This window comes from Pseudoduganella sp. RAF19, from assembly GCF_052114165.1.
Taxonomy (GTDB): domain Bacteria; phylum Pseudomonadota; class Gammaproteobacteria; order Burkholderiales; family Burkholderiaceae_D; genus Rugamonas.
Window position 1 is genome coordinate 186188 of sequence record NZ_JBFREF010000004.1, and the last position, 15712, is coordinate 201899.

At 63.0% G+C, this 15712-nt stretch carries 11 protein-coding genes; 5 read left to right on the top strand and 6 right to left on the bottom strand.

All coding sequences use genetic code 11. The features are described from left to right. Nucleotides 1-54: 54 nt before the first annotated feature. The 3 genes from AB4Z19_RS12030 to AB4Z19_RS12040 are packed head-to-tail and all read left to right on the top strand — an operon-like array spanning nucleotide 55 to nucleotide 1743. The gene (locus AB4Z19_RS12030) at nucleotides 55-726 is read left to right on the top strand and encodes a CsgG/HfaB family protein (RefSeq protein WP_442025493.1); all 672 of its coding nucleotides are present in this window, start codon (nucleotides 55-57) and stop codon (nucleotides 724-726) included. Beyond that, nucleotides 723-1076 carry a DUF4810 domain-containing protein gene (locus AB4Z19_RS12035; protein ID WP_442025494.1) on the top strand — a complete coding sequence of 118 codons (354 nt, stop codon included), beginning with the start codon at nucleotides 723-725 and terminating at the stop codon, nucleotides 1074-1076. Before AB4Z19_RS12030 ends, AB4Z19_RS12035 begins: the two co-directional genes overlap by 4 nt. A 1-nt stretch (nucleotide 1077) precedes the next feature. Beyond that, the gene (locus tag AB4Z19_RS12040) at nucleotides 1078-1743 is read left to right on the top strand and encodes a DUF799 domain-containing protein (protein WP_442025495.1); all 666 of its coding nucleotides are present in this window, start codon (nucleotides 1078-1080) and stop codon (nucleotides 1741-1743) included. Nucleotides 1744-1764: 21 nt separating this feature from the next. Here the strand turns inward: AB4Z19_RS12040 and AB4Z19_RS12045 are convergent, their stop codons facing one another. From AB4Z19_RS12045 to AB4Z19_RS12070, 6 genes are read right to left on the bottom strand one after another with little or no spacing between them, the layout of a single operon-like run. Then, nucleotides 1765-3681, bottom strand: a complete 1917-nt coding sequence (locus tag AB4Z19_RS12045; protein ID WP_442025496.1) for an MFS transporter — start codon at nucleotides 3679-3681, stop codon at nucleotides 1765-1767. A gap of 10 nt (nucleotides 3682-3691) precedes the next feature. Next, the gene (locus tag AB4Z19_RS12050; RefSeq protein WP_442025497.1) at nucleotides 3692-4771 is read right to left on the bottom strand and encodes an N-acetylglucosamine-6-phosphate deacetylase; all 1080 of its coding nucleotides are present in this window, start codon (nucleotides 4769-4771) and stop codon (nucleotides 3692-3694) included. Between the two features lie 3 nt (nucleotides 4772-4774). Continuing rightward, complete coding sequence (locus tag AB4Z19_RS12055) at nucleotides 4775-5542, bottom strand: DeoR family transcriptional regulator (RefSeq protein WP_442025498.1); 768 nt, start codon at nucleotides 5540-5542, stop codon at nucleotides 4775-4777. Nucleotides 5543-5576: 34 nt separating this feature from the next. Continuing rightward, nucleotides 5577-6896 (bottom strand): D-tagatose-bisphosphate aldolase, class II, non-catalytic subunit, encoded by a 1320-nt coding sequence (locus tag AB4Z19_RS12060; protein ID WP_442025499.1) that lies wholly within the window; start codon nucleotides 6894-6896, stop codon nucleotides 5577-5579. A gap of 6 nt (nucleotides 6897-6902) precedes the next feature. Next, complete coding sequence (locus AB4Z19_RS12065) at nucleotides 6903-7838, bottom strand: ROK family protein (RefSeq protein WP_442025500.1); 936 nt, start codon at nucleotides 7836-7838, stop codon at nucleotides 6903-6905. Further along, nucleotides 7825-8961 (bottom strand): SIS domain-containing protein, encoded by a 1137-nt coding sequence (locus AB4Z19_RS12070; protein ID WP_442035326.1) that lies wholly within the window; start codon nucleotides 8959-8961, stop codon nucleotides 7825-7827. Before AB4Z19_RS12070 ends, AB4Z19_RS12065 begins: the two co-directional genes overlap by 14 nt. A gap of 278 nt (nucleotides 8962-9239) precedes the next feature. Here AB4Z19_RS12070 and AB4Z19_RS12075 point away from each other — a divergent pair, with 278 nt between their 5' ends. Continuing rightward, nucleotides 9240-12620 carry a TIM-barrel domain-containing protein gene (locus AB4Z19_RS12075; RefSeq protein ID WP_442035327.1) on the top strand — a complete coding sequence of 1127 codons (3381 nt, stop codon included), beginning with the start codon at nucleotides 9240-9242 and terminating at the stop codon, nucleotides 12618-12620. Nucleotides 12621-12699: 79 nt separating this feature from the next. Continuing rightward, complete coding sequence (locus tag AB4Z19_RS12080) at nucleotides 12700-15678, top strand: TonB-dependent receptor domain-containing protein (RefSeq protein WP_442026910.1); 2979 nt, start codon at nucleotides 12700-12702, stop codon at nucleotides 15676-15678. The last annotated feature ends 34 nt before the right edge of the window (nucleotides 15679-15712 follow it).

The window sequence follows — 15712 nt, forward strand, 5'->3', positions numbered from 1 at the left end:
ATTGCCCTGTGGCATCTTATAATTGATGCACCACAACCACCTTAGGGCAGAATAATGAAAACCGTGTTATTGGCGATGGCCGCAACCGCGGCGCTGGCAGGCTGCGCCACCGAGAGTCATCAGGCTTTGCAAGTGCCAACCGTGGCCAGCGCTGCGCGTCCTTACACCGGCCCGCGTACCCTGGTCGCGGTCGGCAAATTCGATAACCGCTCGAGCTTCATGCGCGGCGTGTTCTCGGACGGCGTTGACCGTCTGGGCGGCCAGGCCAAGACCATTCTGATCTCCCATCTGCAGCAAACCAACCGCTTCAATGTCCTGGACCGCGACAATATGGCGGAACTGCAGCAGGAAGCAGGCTTCAAGAAGCAAAGCCAGAACATCAAGGGCGCAGACTTCGTCGTCACCGGCGACGTGACCGAGTTCGGCCGCAAGGAAGTGGGCGACCATCAGCTGTTCGGCCTCGCCGGCCGCGGCAAGACCCAGGTTGCTTACGCCAAAGTGACCCTGAACGTGGTGAATATCGCGACCTCCGAAGTGGTGTACTCCGCCGGCGGCGCGGGCGAATACAGCCTGTCCAACCGCGAAGTGCTGGGCTTTGGCGGCACCGCAAGCTACGACGCAACCCTGAACGGCAAGGTGCTGGACCTGGCCATGCGCGAAGCGGTTGAGCGCCTGGTGGCCGGCATGGAAGGCGGCGCATTCAACCTGCGCGAGGCCCGTCAATGAAATTGGTGAAGATTACTTTGACGCTGGCTTGCGCCATGACGCTGGCTGCGTGTAACCACACCCAGACCATGTACCAGTGGGAGAGCTACCAGCCGCAGGTGTATCAGCACTTCAAAGGCGAGAAGAGCCCGAACGAGCAGATCGACGTGCTGCAGAAGGATCTGCAAAAGATCGCCTCGCAGGGCAAGACGCCGCCACCGGGCTATCACGCGCATCTGGGCCTGTTGTACTCCATGGTTGGCAACGCGGACCAGATGGCCGCCGAGTTCCAGACCGAGAAGCAGCTCTTCCCTGAGTCTGCGGCCTATATGGACTTCCTGCTGAAGAATACGAAGAAGGCGGCAAACTGATATGTTGAAAAAGACCCTGAAACTGGTGGCTTGCCTGCTGCCTGCACTGTTCTTCGTCGGCTGCGCCACGCAAAAGACGCCTTACGACTACACAGCTTTCAAGGCTAGCAAACCACGCTCCATTGTGGTGCTGCCGCCGCTGAACGAGTCGCCCGAAGTCATCGCGACGTACGGCATGCTGTCGCAAGTGAGCTTCCCGCTGGCTGAATCGGGCTACTACGTGATGCCGGTGGCGCTGGTCGATGAGACCTTCAAACAGAATGGCCTGACCACGGCTGCCGATATTCATTCGGTCGACGTGAAGAAGCTGCACGACATCTTCGGCGCCGATGCTGCGCTGTATGTGACGGTGACCAATTATGGTTCGACCTACAACGTCATCAGCAGCAACGTGATCGTGTCCGCCAAGGCCAAGCTGGTGGACCTGAAGACCGGTGCCGAGATCTGGTCCGGTGCGGCGACCGCGTCCAGCGCCGAAACGCAGAACAATCAGGGGGGCGGCCTGATTGGCGCACTGGTGGCTGCGGCAGTGAAGCAGATCATCAATAGCGCGACTGACTCGTCCTGGCCAATCGCCGGCGTTGCAAGCAACCGCCTGCTGTCTGCCGGCATGCAGAATGGCATCCTGTACGGCCCGCGTTCCCCGAACTACGGCAAGCTGCAGTAATCCCTCCAGCGCATTTCCGCTTCAACGGCGGAAATGCGCTTCAATCTCTTCCAGCGTTTTCCCCTTCGTTTCCGGCAGCAGGAAAGCCGCGGTCAGGAAATAAATCACCGTGCAGCCAGCCCAGAAGAAGAACATTGCGGCGTAGCCGTAATGCCCCACCGTCGGCAGAAACACTGCCGCAATGACCGTCGATACAAACTGATTGATCAGCAGGGCGATGCTCATGCCGTTGGAGCGGATGCGCGTCGGCATCAGCTCGGACAGGGCCAGCCACACGCACACGCCCGGCCCTATCGCGAAACTGGCGACGAACAGGCAGATGGCGGCGGTTACCTGCCAGCCGTGTGCTGACGACGGCACGCTGCCCGTTTGTGCGCGCTCAATGCGCAGCGGAGCGTTGCGGCCTTCTTCCGGATTGGCGAAAGGGTTCAGGTGCAGCTTGCGGAAGAAGGCGCCGATCACGCTGTCTTCCTGCACGGCGTCGGCACGCGTGAGGTGCAGCGTATCGTTGGTGCGCAGTGTGGCCACGTTGGCGAATGGGCCGTAGCTGTAAGCGACCGTGAGCTGCTGGGCGTTCGCGTCACCGAGGGCGCGCAGGGTTTCCGTATCGAGACGCAGCGTGAGGCTGTCACCCTGCACTTGCTGCGCGACCCTGGCGCGCACGTCCTGCTGGCCGCTCTCCGCACTGCGGAACAGCAGGCCTGCTGCCAGCAGGGCGATCACGATACCGCCGCTGCCCAGCATCAGCAGGAACTTGCGGCCCTTGCGGTCGACCAGTGCGACCGCGGCAATCGTCATCGCGGCATTCAGCACTTTCAGTCCGACGTCCGCCATATTCGCCGTGGCGCCGGGCAGGCCGGCCTGGTTCAGGATATTCACCACATAAGCCAGCACGGAGTTGATGCCGGTCGCCTGCGTGCAGGCCAGCACCAGACAGGCGAGCAGGAAGGGCATCACATAGCGCCGGCTGAGCAGCGGGTCTGCTGCGGCGTCGGCGGCCGTATGCTCGCGCTGCGGCTGGGCGGTCGCGGCAGACGCGCTCGGGGCCTGCGCGGCGGCGTTAGCGGCACTGGCGGCATGCCCGCGCTGTGGTTGAGTGCCTGCTGCGGAGGCGCTTGCGGCTGTAGGGCGGCCGCGCTGGGGAAGGGCTGCTGCGGCGTCCAGCATTTCGCGCAGTTCGGCGTCGGCTTCGGCGGCGGCGCGGGTGCGCAGCAGGGCCTGGCGGGCGGCGTCGTTGCGGCCGCGGCGTACCAGCCAACGCGGCGACTCTGCCAGCAGCAGGCTGCCAATGGTGAACACCAATCCCGGTGCAAGGCACATCCAGAAGATGCTGCGCCACGCACGATCGCGCGCGGCGAACAGCGCATCGGCGCGCGCGGCTTCGGACAGCACCTGCGCCGCCGCCGTAGCGCGATCGACATTCTGCGCCTGCACCAAACCGATAACTGCCGCAGCAACGAGGCCAATGGTCAGCAGCAGCTGGAACAAAGCCGCGCCGCGTCCGCGCTGGTCTGCGCGCAGGCACTCGGCCAGATACAGTGGCACCACCACGCCAATCAAGCCACCGCTGACGCCTTGCAGCAAGCGCCCAAGCAGCAGCGGCATATAACCATCGGCCAGCGCGATAATCGGAATGCTGATGGTGAACAGCGCGCCGGACAGCACCATCGCCCAGCGCCGTCCGATGGCATCGGCCACCGCGCCTGCAAACAGCGAAGACAGCACAGACCCCAGCAGCACCGCCGCCACGATGAAACTCAATTGCTGCGCGCTCAAACGCCAGGCCTGCGAAGCCGTCGACTCCAGATAAGGCAACGCACCGGCAATGATGCCAACGTCGATCCCGTACAGCAGCCCGCCCATGCCCGCGATGAACAGCAGATAGCGCATGGGCCAGGCAGGTGCACTGGTGGAGCCGGACAAAGTGGCAGCGTGCATGGGCACTCCTTTAAAGAATGGCTTCGCCTTCAACGAACACGGCGACTGGTTGCAAGTCCTGATCGAGTACAACGATATCGGCCCAGGCGCCGGGCGCGAGACGCCCGCGCTCAAGCTCGCCCAGATAGTCGGCCGGATATAGCGAGAGGCGGTTCGACGCATCAGCCAGGTCCAGGCCCAGGCTGACGAAATTACGCAGCGCCTGATCCATGGTCAGCACGCTGCCCGCCAGCGAACCGGTGGCAAGGCGCACGCAGCCCAGGCATTTGTAGACGCGCTGGGTGCCGAGCGAGTATTCGCCATCCGGCATGCCGGTAGCGGCAGTAGCGTCGGTGATACCATAGGCGCGAGGAATGGCGCGCAGTGCGGCGCGAATCGCGCCGGGATGCACATGCTGTAGATCCGGAATGATCTCGGCGTATTCGGCATGCGCCAGTGCCGCATCGACGATGCCGGGCTGGTAGTGGTCCATGCCCGTCATACCGTTGAACAGATGGGTGAAACCGGCGGCGCCTGCACGCAGGGCAGCCACGCCGGTGTCGTAATCGCCGGCCGAGTGGCCAATCTGCACGCGAATGCCCATCGCCGCCAGCTGCGGAATCAGCGCAAGGTGGCCATCCACTTCCGGCGCCATGGTCAGCACGCGGATCGGCGCGATGGCGTTAAAGTCTTGTACCAGTTCCAGCGTGGCCGGCATTACGTCAGGCGGCTGGGCGCCCAGACGGTGAATGCTGATGAAGGGGCCTTCCAGATGCACGCCCAGCATGCGCGCGCTGCGTGGAGGGCGTTCCGCCACCACGCGCGCCAGGCCGGAGAGGGCGCGGCGGATATCCGGTTCGTGCGCCGTCATGGTGGTGCCCAGCAGGGACGTGGTGCCGTGCCGCGCATGTTCCTGCGCCACGGTGGCGCCGGCATCGCCGCCGCGCATGATGTCCACGCCCGCCGCGCCATGCACGTGCAGGTCGACGAAGCCGGGAAGAATCGTCAGCGAGCTGTCGGCAGGACCTTCGGTGATATGGCGTATGCGCTGGTCAAATTCGATGCTGCCTGTGACCCAGCCGCCGGGAGTAAGGATTCTGCCGCTTAACACGCTCTATTCCGCTATGAGTAATTCGATGCCCAGCTTCTGAATGCCCTCGCGGTACTCGGGGCTGATGCTGGCATCGGTGATGATGGTATGCACGCGTTCCAGCTGCACGATGCGGTGCAGGCTCACGCGGCCGAATTTGGATGCGTCGGTGAGGACGATAATTTTCTTCGCGCGCTCGACCATCTTGTGGTTCAGGCTCGCTTCCGCTTCATGGTGGGTGGTCACGCCGAATTGCAGATCCAGACCATCCACGCCGAGGAAGAGTTTGTCGAAGTTGTAGGCTTGCAGACTGGCTTCCGCCTGGCTGCCCTGGATCGACAGCGACTGCTTGCGCAGCAGACCGCCCGTCAGGATCAGGTCCACACCCGGCGCATCGGCCAACTCCCACGCGATGTTCAGGCCATTGGTCATCACCGTCACCTCGTTGGCGCCGCGCAGGTGGCGCGCCAGCGAAATGGTGGTGGTGCCGGAATCGATGATGATGTTATCGCCCGGCTGCACCAGGCGCGCTGCCATGGCGCCGATGCGCTCCTTCTGTTCCTGGTTGATCGAATCCTTCTGGCGAATCGAGTGCTCAGCCGGCGGAATGCGATTCAGGATCGCGCCACCGTGGCTGCGCGTCGCCAGGCCCTGCGCCTCCAGCGCGCTCAAGTCGCTGCGGATCGTGACCGCGGACACGCCAAACTGTTCGACCAGATCGTTGACCTGGACGGACGCCTGGTTGACGAGCAGTTCGAGGATGGATTCGCGGCGTTGGCTGGTATTTCGCATGGTAACGGTTGGATCGGCGATGAAAACGTCGAGCTTAACAGATGGCTGGCTCCGGCAGGGAAGCCGTATTGCGGTTGCAGGCCCGCGCATACTGGGCCAGCACGCGGCCGATCTTATGCTGCAGTAGCTCACGCGCGTCGGCGCCCAACTGGCCTTGCAGCACGTCGAGGTATTGCTCCGGCAGATGCTGGCTCAGAAGCGGCAGCGGAATTTCTCGCGCATCCAGATTGGCGAACAGGCGTTCCACCGCAGCGGCCACTTCCGGCTCGCCCCAGTAATAACGGCAACGGTCGCTCAGGCCGTAGCGGCGCATGACGCGCTGCTCTTCGCTGGTGCCGGCGTAGTGCGCGCGCCAGTGCTGGGGCTTGGCCAGCATGACATCCTCCAGAATGCGCATCAGCTGCGAGCGCTCCGCTTCCGGCAGCAGCTCGTCTTCGATCTGGCACAGGGCCAGCAAGCCTTCGCGCAGCGCGAACGTCGCTGCCGGGCCGACCTTCAGGATGGCGAAGTGATCGCGCACCATGGCGTGCAGGCCGGTTTCGCGCTGGTAGTCCGTCGAATGCGCTTCGAACACGAGGCCCGGCTGATTCGCCACGAAGGCCGAGAGATCCACCGCTTGCGCCGCATCGTAGTGCTGGATATGGCTGGCGTCGAAGTCCACGCCCGGCTGCACGACCATGGCAATCACGCGCTTCCACGCATCGTGCAGGCCGGCTGCGGCGAAGGCCTGGCGGTGCACATCCAGTGTCTGCGCGGCAGCGGCGGGCAACGTTGGCGCGCCTGCATCGGCCAGTTCCGCTTCGCCACCGGGCACGGGCACTTCGGTGCCGATCACATACACCGGCGGCGGCAAGCCGGCGCCGGCAGCGGCGGCTTCGGCGACTGCGCACAGGCGCGCGGAGCGCCCGGCCACCACTTCATCGCTCAGGCGCTGCGGATCGTCCGCGCAGCGCATGCTGCAGTCGAGGTGTATTTTGTGGAAGCCTGCGCTTGCATAGGCGGCGATCAGGGTTTCGGCATGCGCCATGGCGATGGCGGCGTCCTGGCGCTGCCAGGCATTCGGGCCGAGGTGGTCGCCACCCAGCACCAGGCGCTCTTGTGGAAACTTTTCTTCCCTTGCCAGTTGCTGCACGTAGTCGCGGAACTGCGGCGGCGTCATGCTAGTGTAGCCGCCGAACTGATCGACCTGATTGGAGGTGGCTTCCACCAGGAGCAGCGTGCCGTAGCAAGCCGCCACGCGCATGGCCGCGCGCAGCACAATGGGATGGCTGCAGCACACGCTGTACAGGCCAACGGCTTCGCCGCGGCGATGCGCTTTCACAACCTGCAGAACAGGTGACAGGACTTCGTTCATGGATTTTCAGGCCTTGGTCAGTTGACGGGCAAGCAGGGCGGCGCCGCGTGCGCCTCCGGCGTCGCCGAAGCGCGGCGGCAGGATGGGTGGCACTTGCACGCCGCGGAAGAGATGCCGCTTGATGGCAGCGGGCAAGCGTTCATACAGGTGGGCGAGGTTCGAAAGCCCCCCGCCCAGCACGATGGCGTGCGGATCGTAAGACAGCACCAGGCCCGCCATCGCGTGGCCCAGCAGATCGAGATGAACGGCCAGCGTGCGTGCAGCGATGTCGTCGCCGGCGTTGGCGCGCGCCACAATGGCCACCGGCTCGGCGCCATCACCGCCGAAATGCGCGTGCAGCTTGCTCATGCCGGGACCGGCCACATAGCGCTCCAGGCAGCCCTGCTTGCCGCAAGGGCAGTCGAGCACCGGCAGGCCGTGCTGGGCCAGCAGCGGCGCGGGAATCGTCCAGTGCCCCCATTCGCCCGCAACGCCATTGAAGCCGCGTTGCAGAAGGCCTGCGACGCAATAACCACCACCGGCGCCGGTGCCGATGATGGCGCCGAACATGGTGGGCAGCTCTCCTGCCGCGCCACCCTGGGCTTCGGACAGCGCGAAGCATTGGCAGTCGTTACCGATGGCGACGGGACGCTGCAAGGCTTGCTGCAGGGTTTCCGCCACCTGGCGTCCGTTCAATGCGGGCACGTTGGAACTGATCTGGCGGCCGGTGGCGCTGTCGATCACGCCCGGCAGGCCGATGCCGACCGGCGCACGCAAACCCAGCGCCGCATCGCCGCGCGACACCAGCGCCACGATGGCTTGTACGAAAGCGTCGAAGTCCTCGCAGGGCGTGGCGATGCGTTCGCGGAAGACTTCATCGAAGTTCCCGCTGTAGGCCACCAGCTCGATCTTGGTCCCGCCAATATCGATGCCGTGGAGGCCGCGTTGTTCAGAATTCGTCATGGCGGTAGATGGTCACGCCTTGCACGACACGGTTCACCGTGCCATCGGCAAATGGATTGTCGGGGCGCAGACGCAGTGCGGCCGACTGGTGCAGCGCGTATTGCTGCGCCATCAGCAGCCACAGTGGCGCCAGCCAGGCGTCCGGCCACGCAGGCGCCGCTACGCCGATATCGGCATCGCGGCCTACGGTCACGCAGCGTCCAGCAATCTGTTCGCGCTGCAGCTCCTGCAGCAGGTCTTTTTCATACTGGCGTGCCAGCGCCTTACTGCTACGGAACAGCACCACCAGCGAGTCGCGGTTCAGTGCGGATTTCGGACCATGGCGGAAACCGAGCGCCGTATTTGCCATTGCCAGCACGCGGCCGCCGGTCAGTTCAAGAATCTTCAGCGCAGCTTCTTTCGCCAGTGCCTCCAGCGGGCCGCTGCCGAGATAGACCACGCGCTGCACCGGCTGTGCGGCCAGCACGGATACGGGCGCTGCCCACTGCTGCAAGGCCTGTTCGCCCAGATCCGCCAGTTGCAGCAGTCGATCTTCGCCGGACGCGCCGCTCAGCGTGCTCAAGGCCGCCAGCAGCATGCAGGTAAAGCTGCTCGTCATGGCGAAGCCGCGGTCGCAGCTCGCGGCGGGCATCAGCAGATTGAACACCTTGCTGTCGGCCGCGCCCTGGCGTGCCAGCTGGCCTTCCGCATTGCAGGTGATGTTCAGGAAGCGCGCGTCACGTACGGTGGCGCGCACCAGATCGACCGCTGCCAGGCTTTCAGGGCTGTTGCCGCTGCGCGCGAAAGAAACCAGCAGCGTCGGGGCATCCGCTTCCAGGTACAGCTCTGGATGAGTGAGCAGGCTGGTAGTCGCCACGGCGCGTACTTGTGCGGCGCTGGCTGCATTCAATTCGTCGGCCACGATCTCGCCCACATAAGCGGAGCTACCTGCGCCGGTGAGGATCACGCGCTGTGCGGGATTGCGCAGGCAATCGCCGAGGAAGGCTGCCAGCGCCGCACGTTCGCCGTTCAGCCGCTGCGACAGTTCACGCCACAGGGCAGGCTGCTGCGCAATTTCTTCGGCGGTATCGAGTCCGCCGATGTCGCGCCAGGCTTGGGAATCGCGGTTGAGAAGGGTAGTCATCGAAAAGAAAAGAAAGTAGAAGTTTCAGAAAGCTTAGAGATAAATTTTCGTAAAGTCAAATACGAAAGTAAAACGAAAGTACATATCGTATGAATTTACGCATCTCGCAACGTCAAAAGTCGCCTTTTTGCTACGATTTCGAAAGTTTGCACCGCAACAATTTGAATAAACGAAAGATAAATGCCTGAATTTTCAGTTTTTTTCTTTCTTTTTGTTGACGCTACTTGTTTTTGTTCCTAAAGTTAGGGTGCCAAAACCGCAATTCTTTCGAAAATATTATGAAACTCCGTCTTGCTGCATCTCTGCTGATGGCTGCTTTTGCCGCCCACGCCGCCCCTGTCGGAAACCTGCGCACGCTCAGCGCGGACGCCGCACAGCAATGGGAGCTGGTCACCGATACCGGCGCTCATATCCGGGTCAGCCTGCCGCGCGCCGATGTGCTGCGCATCTGGGCCGCGCCGAATGCAGAGTTCAGCGGGGCGGGCGACAAAGCGGCATCCATCGTCGTAGGCGAGGCGGCGCCTGATGTGCAGCATACCGTGAGCGAGAAGCCTGACCATATTCTGATCCAGACTGCGGCGCTCAGCTTGCGCATCGATCGCAAACCGTTGCGCTTTACTTTGTACCGCGCGGGCGAAACGCAGCCGCTGTGGCGCGAGGTGCAGCCGCTGGAACTGAGCGCGAAACAGAGCGTGCAGGTGCTCTCCAGCGACAAGTCCGAACACTTCTATGGTGGCGGCCAGCAGAACGGACGCTTCGAATTCAAGGGCCGTCAACTGGACGTGTCCTATTCCGGTGGCTGGGAAGAGGGCGATCGTCCAAGCCCGGCGCCTTTTCTGATGAGTTCCCGCGGCTGGGGCATGCTGCGCAATACCTGGTCGGACGGCAGCTACGATTTGCGCGACAGCACCCAGGTCACGCTGGAGCATGCGGAGAACCGCTTCGACGCATACTACTTCGTCGGCAAGGACATGCACGATGTGCTGGCCCGTTATACCGAATGGACAGGCCGCGCGCGCCTGCTGCCGCGCTGGGCCTTCGAATACGGCGATGCCGATTGCTATAACGATGGCGACAATGTGAAGAAGCCGGGCACGGTGCCGAAGGGCTGGACCGATGGCCCAAGCGGCAAGACGCCCGATGTGATCGAAAGCGTGGCCCGCAAGTACCGCGAGAACGATATGCCGGGCGGCTGGATCTTGCCGAACGACGGCTATGGTTGCGGCTATTCCTCGCTGCCGGAAGTGGTGCAGGGCTTGTCGAAGTACGGCTTCCGCACCGGCCTTTGGACGGAAAACGGTGTCGACAAGATTGCGTGGGAAGTCGGCAAGGCCGGCACGCGCGTGCAGAAACTGGATGTGGCGTGGACAGGCAAGGGCTATCAGTTTTCGCTGGATGCGAATAAGTCGGCTTACGACGGCATTCTGAATAATTCGGACAGCCGTCCCTTCATCTGGACCGTGATGGGCTGGGCGGGTACGCAGCGTTACGCGGTGGCCTGGACAGGCGACCAGAGTGCGAGTTGGGACTATATCCGCTGGCATATTCCAACGCTGATCGGATCGGGCCTGTCCGGACAGGCTTATGCGACGGGCGATGTGGACGCCATCTTCGGCGGCAGCCCGGAAACGTACACGCGCGATTTGCAGTGGAAGTCGTTCACGCCGGTGTTGATGGGCATGTCCGGCTGGTCGGCTGCTGAGCGCAAGCATCCCTGGTGGTTTGATGAGCCTTACCGCAGCATCAATCGCCGCTACCTGAAACTGAAGATGCGCCTCACGCCGTATATGTATGGCTTGTCGCGCGAGGCCGAGCAGACGGGCGCGCCGCTGGTGCGCGGAATGATGTGGGATCACCCGAATGATCCTGCGGCGTGGTCGGAGTCGTACAAGTATCAGTTCCTGCTGGGGCATGAACTGCTGGTGGCGCCGGTGTATCGCAGCCAGGCGGTGTCGCAGGGCTGGCGCAAGGGCATCCATCTGCCGCAGGGACGCTGGTTCGATTATTGGGATGGACGGCAGGCGACTGCAGGTGCATCCGGCCGCGATATCGATTTGCAGGTGACGCTGGATAAGTTGCCGGTGTTTGTGCGCTCGGGCGCGATTCTGCCGATGTATCCGGAGATGCTGTATGACGGGCAGAAGCCGAAGGACCAGCTGACGCTCGACCTTTATCCTGAAGGTGATTCGTCGTATTCATTGTACGAAGATGATGGCAATACGCGCCAGTATCAGAAGGGCGCTTTCAGCACGCAGGAGATTCGCATGCATGCTGCCGCGGAAGGCGTGCGCGTTGAGGTTGCGCCTGTAGTGGGCGAGTATGCGGGGCAGGAGGCACGGCGTAGCTATGCGGTGCGTATGCTGCTGGCGCAACGTCCCGCTGGCGTGCAGGCAGCGGGCAAGGCGCTGGCGCAGCGTGCATCGCGTGCAGAATTTGATGCGGCGGCCGAGGGCTGGTTCTTCGACGCGGCCGAGCGCAAGGGAACGCTGCACGCCAAGACTGCGGCGCAGGATATCCGCCAGCCGCTCGTGATCGCGGTTGCTGCTGGCGCGACCGCACCTGCTGGCGGAGCGGCGCCGGTGGCGGGCGCCGCGCAGCCATCCGCGTCCGGGGAGGCCGCGTCGGCAGCCACCGTAGCTGGTGTGCTGTTCCGTGCTGACGACGAATTCCCCGCAGCGCCGGCGATGGGGCGGGCGCTGCCTGCGGACGCAATGGTCGTGGTTAATCGTCCTGCGGAGGAACCCGGTCAGCCGCTGGAGAACGCTTTCGATGGCAACCCGGCCACCTGGTTCCGCACCTTGCGCAGCCAGGCCGTGCGCAGCGGCGCGCATGAGTGGACTATCGGCTTCACCGAGCGCCGCCTGATCGACGGTATCGAACTGGCGCCGCGTAACGATCAGCACTGGAAGCACGGCCAGATCCGCGACTACGAAATCTATATCGGCGACAGCAATGGCGACTGGGGCGCGCCAATTCAGAAAGGACGCCTGAAACTGCAGGAAGGCGCGCAGACCATCAGCTTTGCAGCTACCGCGGGACGCCTGCTGCGTTTCCGCGTGCTGAGCACACAGAATCCGGAAGGCGAAGCGGCATCGGCGACCGATCCAATGGTCACCGCAGCACAAGGCAGCACCGCGCAAGCCTATAACGCCTCCGTGCCGAACGAAGTCGCCCCAATCACGCTGTCCGAGTTCCGTATCCTCGAACATCGCGTACCTGAGGGCGCCGAACAGCAGCAATACCTGTCCGACCTGACGCTGCCTAAAACCATCGGCCGCGACAAGCCTGCCGGCAAGGCGAACGAAATGCGCATGAACGGATTGCGCTTCCGTAAAGGCCTGGGCGTCGGCGCAATGAGCCGCATCGACCTGCAACTGCAAGGCGGCTGGCACCTGCTGCGTGCCGACCTTGGTGTGGACGACAGCTGCCGCGCCAACGGCGGTCTGCAATTCCAGGTCTGGAGCGGCGACCGCCTGCTCTACGACAGCGGCTTCATTACCGCGCCGGCGGTGGTCAAGCCGGAAATCGATGTCCGCGGCCTGAGTCAACTCAGTCTGCGCACGCTGGGCGCGCGCGGCGCTCATCCCGCCCAGGTTTGCGGCAACTGGGCCAACGCCGTACTGACAGGCACGGAGGGCGCCACAGCCCGACTGCGCTAACCGCAATCTAAGCATCCACTTCAAGCACCCCTCTTCGAAGGGGAGGGGCGCTCTCAACCTAAAAAAAGAGGAGACGCACTTGGAACTGAAGAAATTGATGGCCGCATTGGCCGCAGCAGGCCTGGCTTCCGGCGCACTGGCTGCCGACCCGGTCGACGACAAGGCCGAAAACGCCGAGAAAGGCGAGAAGCTGGTCCGCGTTGAAGTGACCGGATCGAGCCTGAAACGCATCAACGCCGAAACCGCATCGCCGGTGCAGGTGATCGATGCCAAGGAAATTGAAAACATGGGCGCCCGCACCCTGCTTCAGGTGCTGGACAACATCCCCGCCGCACGTCCGGCGCAGCAGGACTTCCGCTCCATGTTCACCGGCTCCGATGGCGCATCGCAGGCCAACCTGCGCGGCCTTGGCGCACAAGGCACGCTGGTGCTGCTGAATGGCCGCCGCCTGTCCTTCTACGGCGCACCGGCTGGCTTCCAGACCATGTTCGTCAACATCGACGCGATCCCGGCCGCGGCGATCGAGCGCATGGAAATTCTGACCGACGGCGCCTCGGCGATCTACGGCTCCGATGCCGTAGCGGGGGTGATCAACGTGATCACCAAGAAGAACTACCAGGGCCTGGAAGCGCGCGTCAACAACGACTCCTCGTCCAATGTGAAGTCCTACGGCGAGCATCAGGCCAGCATCCTGTACGGTAAAGGCGACCTGGCCAGCGACGGCTACAACATCTACGGCTCGCTGAATCTGTACAAGCGTGACCGCATCGCACTGGAAGACACTTATCTGAAGCGTCCGGACTACTTCTACACCGCCAACCCGACCTTCATCCGCGACTTCCGCAACGGCACCGGCAGCGAGCCCGGCGTGCTGAATCCGGGTACTTTCTTCGTTTTCGATAAAGCCAACAACAATGCCCGCACCCAGCGCGCGGTGCCAGGCTGCCCGACCAGTGTGACTGAGGCGGCAGGCACACGCTGCATCTGGAACAATCTGCCGTACGCACTGGATACCGGCCCGTCGTCCAAGCGCGCCACCGGCTACCTTGCCGGCCGCCTGAAGATCAACGACGACACGGAAGCTTTCGCCGAAGTCGCCTTCACCCACATCAATTTACATGGCGATAACGGCCCGCGCAGCTTCAACAGCGGCAGCACCTCCAACTGGTTCGCGCGCAACACCGGGACGCAGCTGAATACCTTCGTCTATCCTTATCTCGGTCCGAACAACGTCTACCTGAAGGGCAAGCTCGATCCGGATATGGCCGCCAAGATGGGCGGCGCGGCAGGTCTGAACTATCTGCTGCAGGACGCGAACGATCACTTCGGGCAGACCAACACCGACAACAACTACCGCGTGCTGGCCGGTTTGCGCGGCTCGCTGTTCAATGGCTGGGACTATGAGACTGCGGTTGGCGTAGCGGGCAGCCATTCGGTGCTGTACCAGACTATCAACGTCAATATCGACGGCTTCCAGAAGGCCTTTGGTCCGTTCACCAAAGATCCGGTTACCGGCCGCACGTATATCTCCGATAACCCGGCCTACCATTTTGGCGAGATCAGCGAGTCCAATGCGGCCTTGCTGCGCGCAGCCTACCCAACCTTCGACATCCAGTCCTGGACCAAGCTGATTACCTGGGACGGCAAGCTGGAAGGCACCATCGCCAAGATCGGGGACCGCGAAGTGCGTGCCGCCGTGGGCGCGAACCTGATGCGCGAAAGTTTCTACACGCCGGGTAACACGGACGCGGCGAATGGCCTGATCACGCAGCAGGGTGGCTCCTGGTTTGACGGCCAGCGCACCATCTCCGCACTGTTCGGCGAGGTGGTGGTGCCGGTGACCGACAAGCTGGAACTGAATGCAGCGGCACGCGTCGACAAATATCCGCACTTTGCCGCCAATCTGGCGCCGAAGATCGGTGTGCAATGGCGCGCGCATCCGGACCTGATGCTGCGCGGTACCTACTCGGAAGGCTTCCGCGCACCGAATCTGGCGGAATCGGGCAGCGGCGGTGTGTTCGCGCAGGTTGGCGGCATCCGCGACACCGTGCGCTGCGACGAAACCAATGCCATCGCCAAGACGCTCATGAAATCCGTCTCGCCGACCGATGTCGATCTGGGCAAAACCCTGCTGAATTCCAACTGCTCGACCACCGTCGGCGGCCTGACGCCACCGAACCCGGATCTGAAGCCTGAAAAGGCCAAGATCTCCACCGCCGGCATCGTGCTGCAGCCGGCCAAGGATGTCAGCATCTCGCTGGACTACTGGTTCGTCTACCGCCGCGACGAAATCGTGCGCCAGGACTTCAACCAGCTGTTCACCCAGCTGGTTGACCAATACGGCCCAACGCTGGCTGGCGCGGGCAACGCGACGCGCATGGCGCTCACCGATGCGGACCGCGGCAATATGGCGGCCGTCGCTGCAATGTGCGCCAATCCCGCCAATGCGGCTGCCTGTGCCAGCGGCGTGCCGAAATATTCGGTTGGTAATCTGGCTGGCCTGATCAACTCCTACTCGAACCGTGGCCGTACTCTGATCGATGGCGTGGACATCGACGCACGCGCCAAGTTCTCGCTGGGCGAATGGGGCAAGCTTGGCACCGGCGCTTCCGCGACGATCCGCCGCCGCGAGGTGTACAACTATGAGGACGGCAGCGGCTTCTCCGGCAACTACGTGGGCTACTACGATTCGCCGCGCGTGCGTGCAACCGTCAACGCCGACTGGAGCTATCGCAACTTCATCACCAGCGTATTCGTGAATTACACGGGCGGCACCAAATGGGCTTATGGTCCTTACGACACCGACAACACGCCGGAAAACTGCATGGCGGCAGGCGTCGATATGCCGAAGAATGCCTGCGACGGCACGCCTTCCTACACCACGGTCAATCTGGGTTTCACCTGGAAGCCGATCAAGAACCTGGACCTGGGCCTGACCATCAAGAACGTGACCAACAAGATGCCTTACTTCGATCCGAATGGCTGGGAAGGCTATAACCACAGCCAGAATCTGTTCGGCCGTTCGTATGCATTCGCAGCGAGCTACAAGTTCTGGTGATCCCGCTACAATGCAAATTCAATTCGAGGCATAA

Coding starts and splice junctions, on each gene's coding strand:
- AB4Z19_RS12030 (WP_442025493.1), top strand. CDS start 55: ATGAAAACCGTGTTATTGGCGATGGCCGCAACCGCGGCGCTGGCAGGC.
- AB4Z19_RS12035 (WP_442025494.1), top strand. CDS start 723: ATGAAATTGGTGAAGATTACTTTGACGCTGGCTTGCGCCATGACGCTG.
- AB4Z19_RS12040 (WP_442025495.1), top strand. CDS start 1,078: ATGTTGAAAAAGACCCTGAAACTGGTGGCTTGCCTGCTGCCTGCACTG.
- AB4Z19_RS12045 (WP_442025496.1), bottom strand. CDS start 3,681: ATGCACGCTGCCACTTTGTCCGGCTCCACCAGTGCACCTGCCTGGCCC.
- AB4Z19_RS12055 (WP_442025498.1), bottom strand. CDS start 5,542: ATGCGAAATACCAGCCAACGCCGCGAATCCATCCTCGAACTGCTCGTC.
- AB4Z19_RS12060 (WP_442025499.1), bottom strand. CDS start 6,896: ATGAACGAAGTCCTGTCACCTGTTCTGCAGGTTGTGAAAGCGCATCGC.
- AB4Z19_RS12065 (WP_442025500.1), bottom strand. CDS start 7,838: ATGACGAATTCTGAACAACGCGGCCTCCACGGCATCGATATTGGCGGG.
- AB4Z19_RS12070 (WP_442035326.1), bottom strand. CDS start 8,961: ATGACTACCCTTCTCAACCGCGATTCCCAAGCCTGGCGCGACATCGGC.
- AB4Z19_RS12075 (WP_442035327.1), top strand. CDS start 9,240: ATGAAACTCCGTCTTGCTGCATCTCTGCTGATGGCTGCTTTTGCCGCC.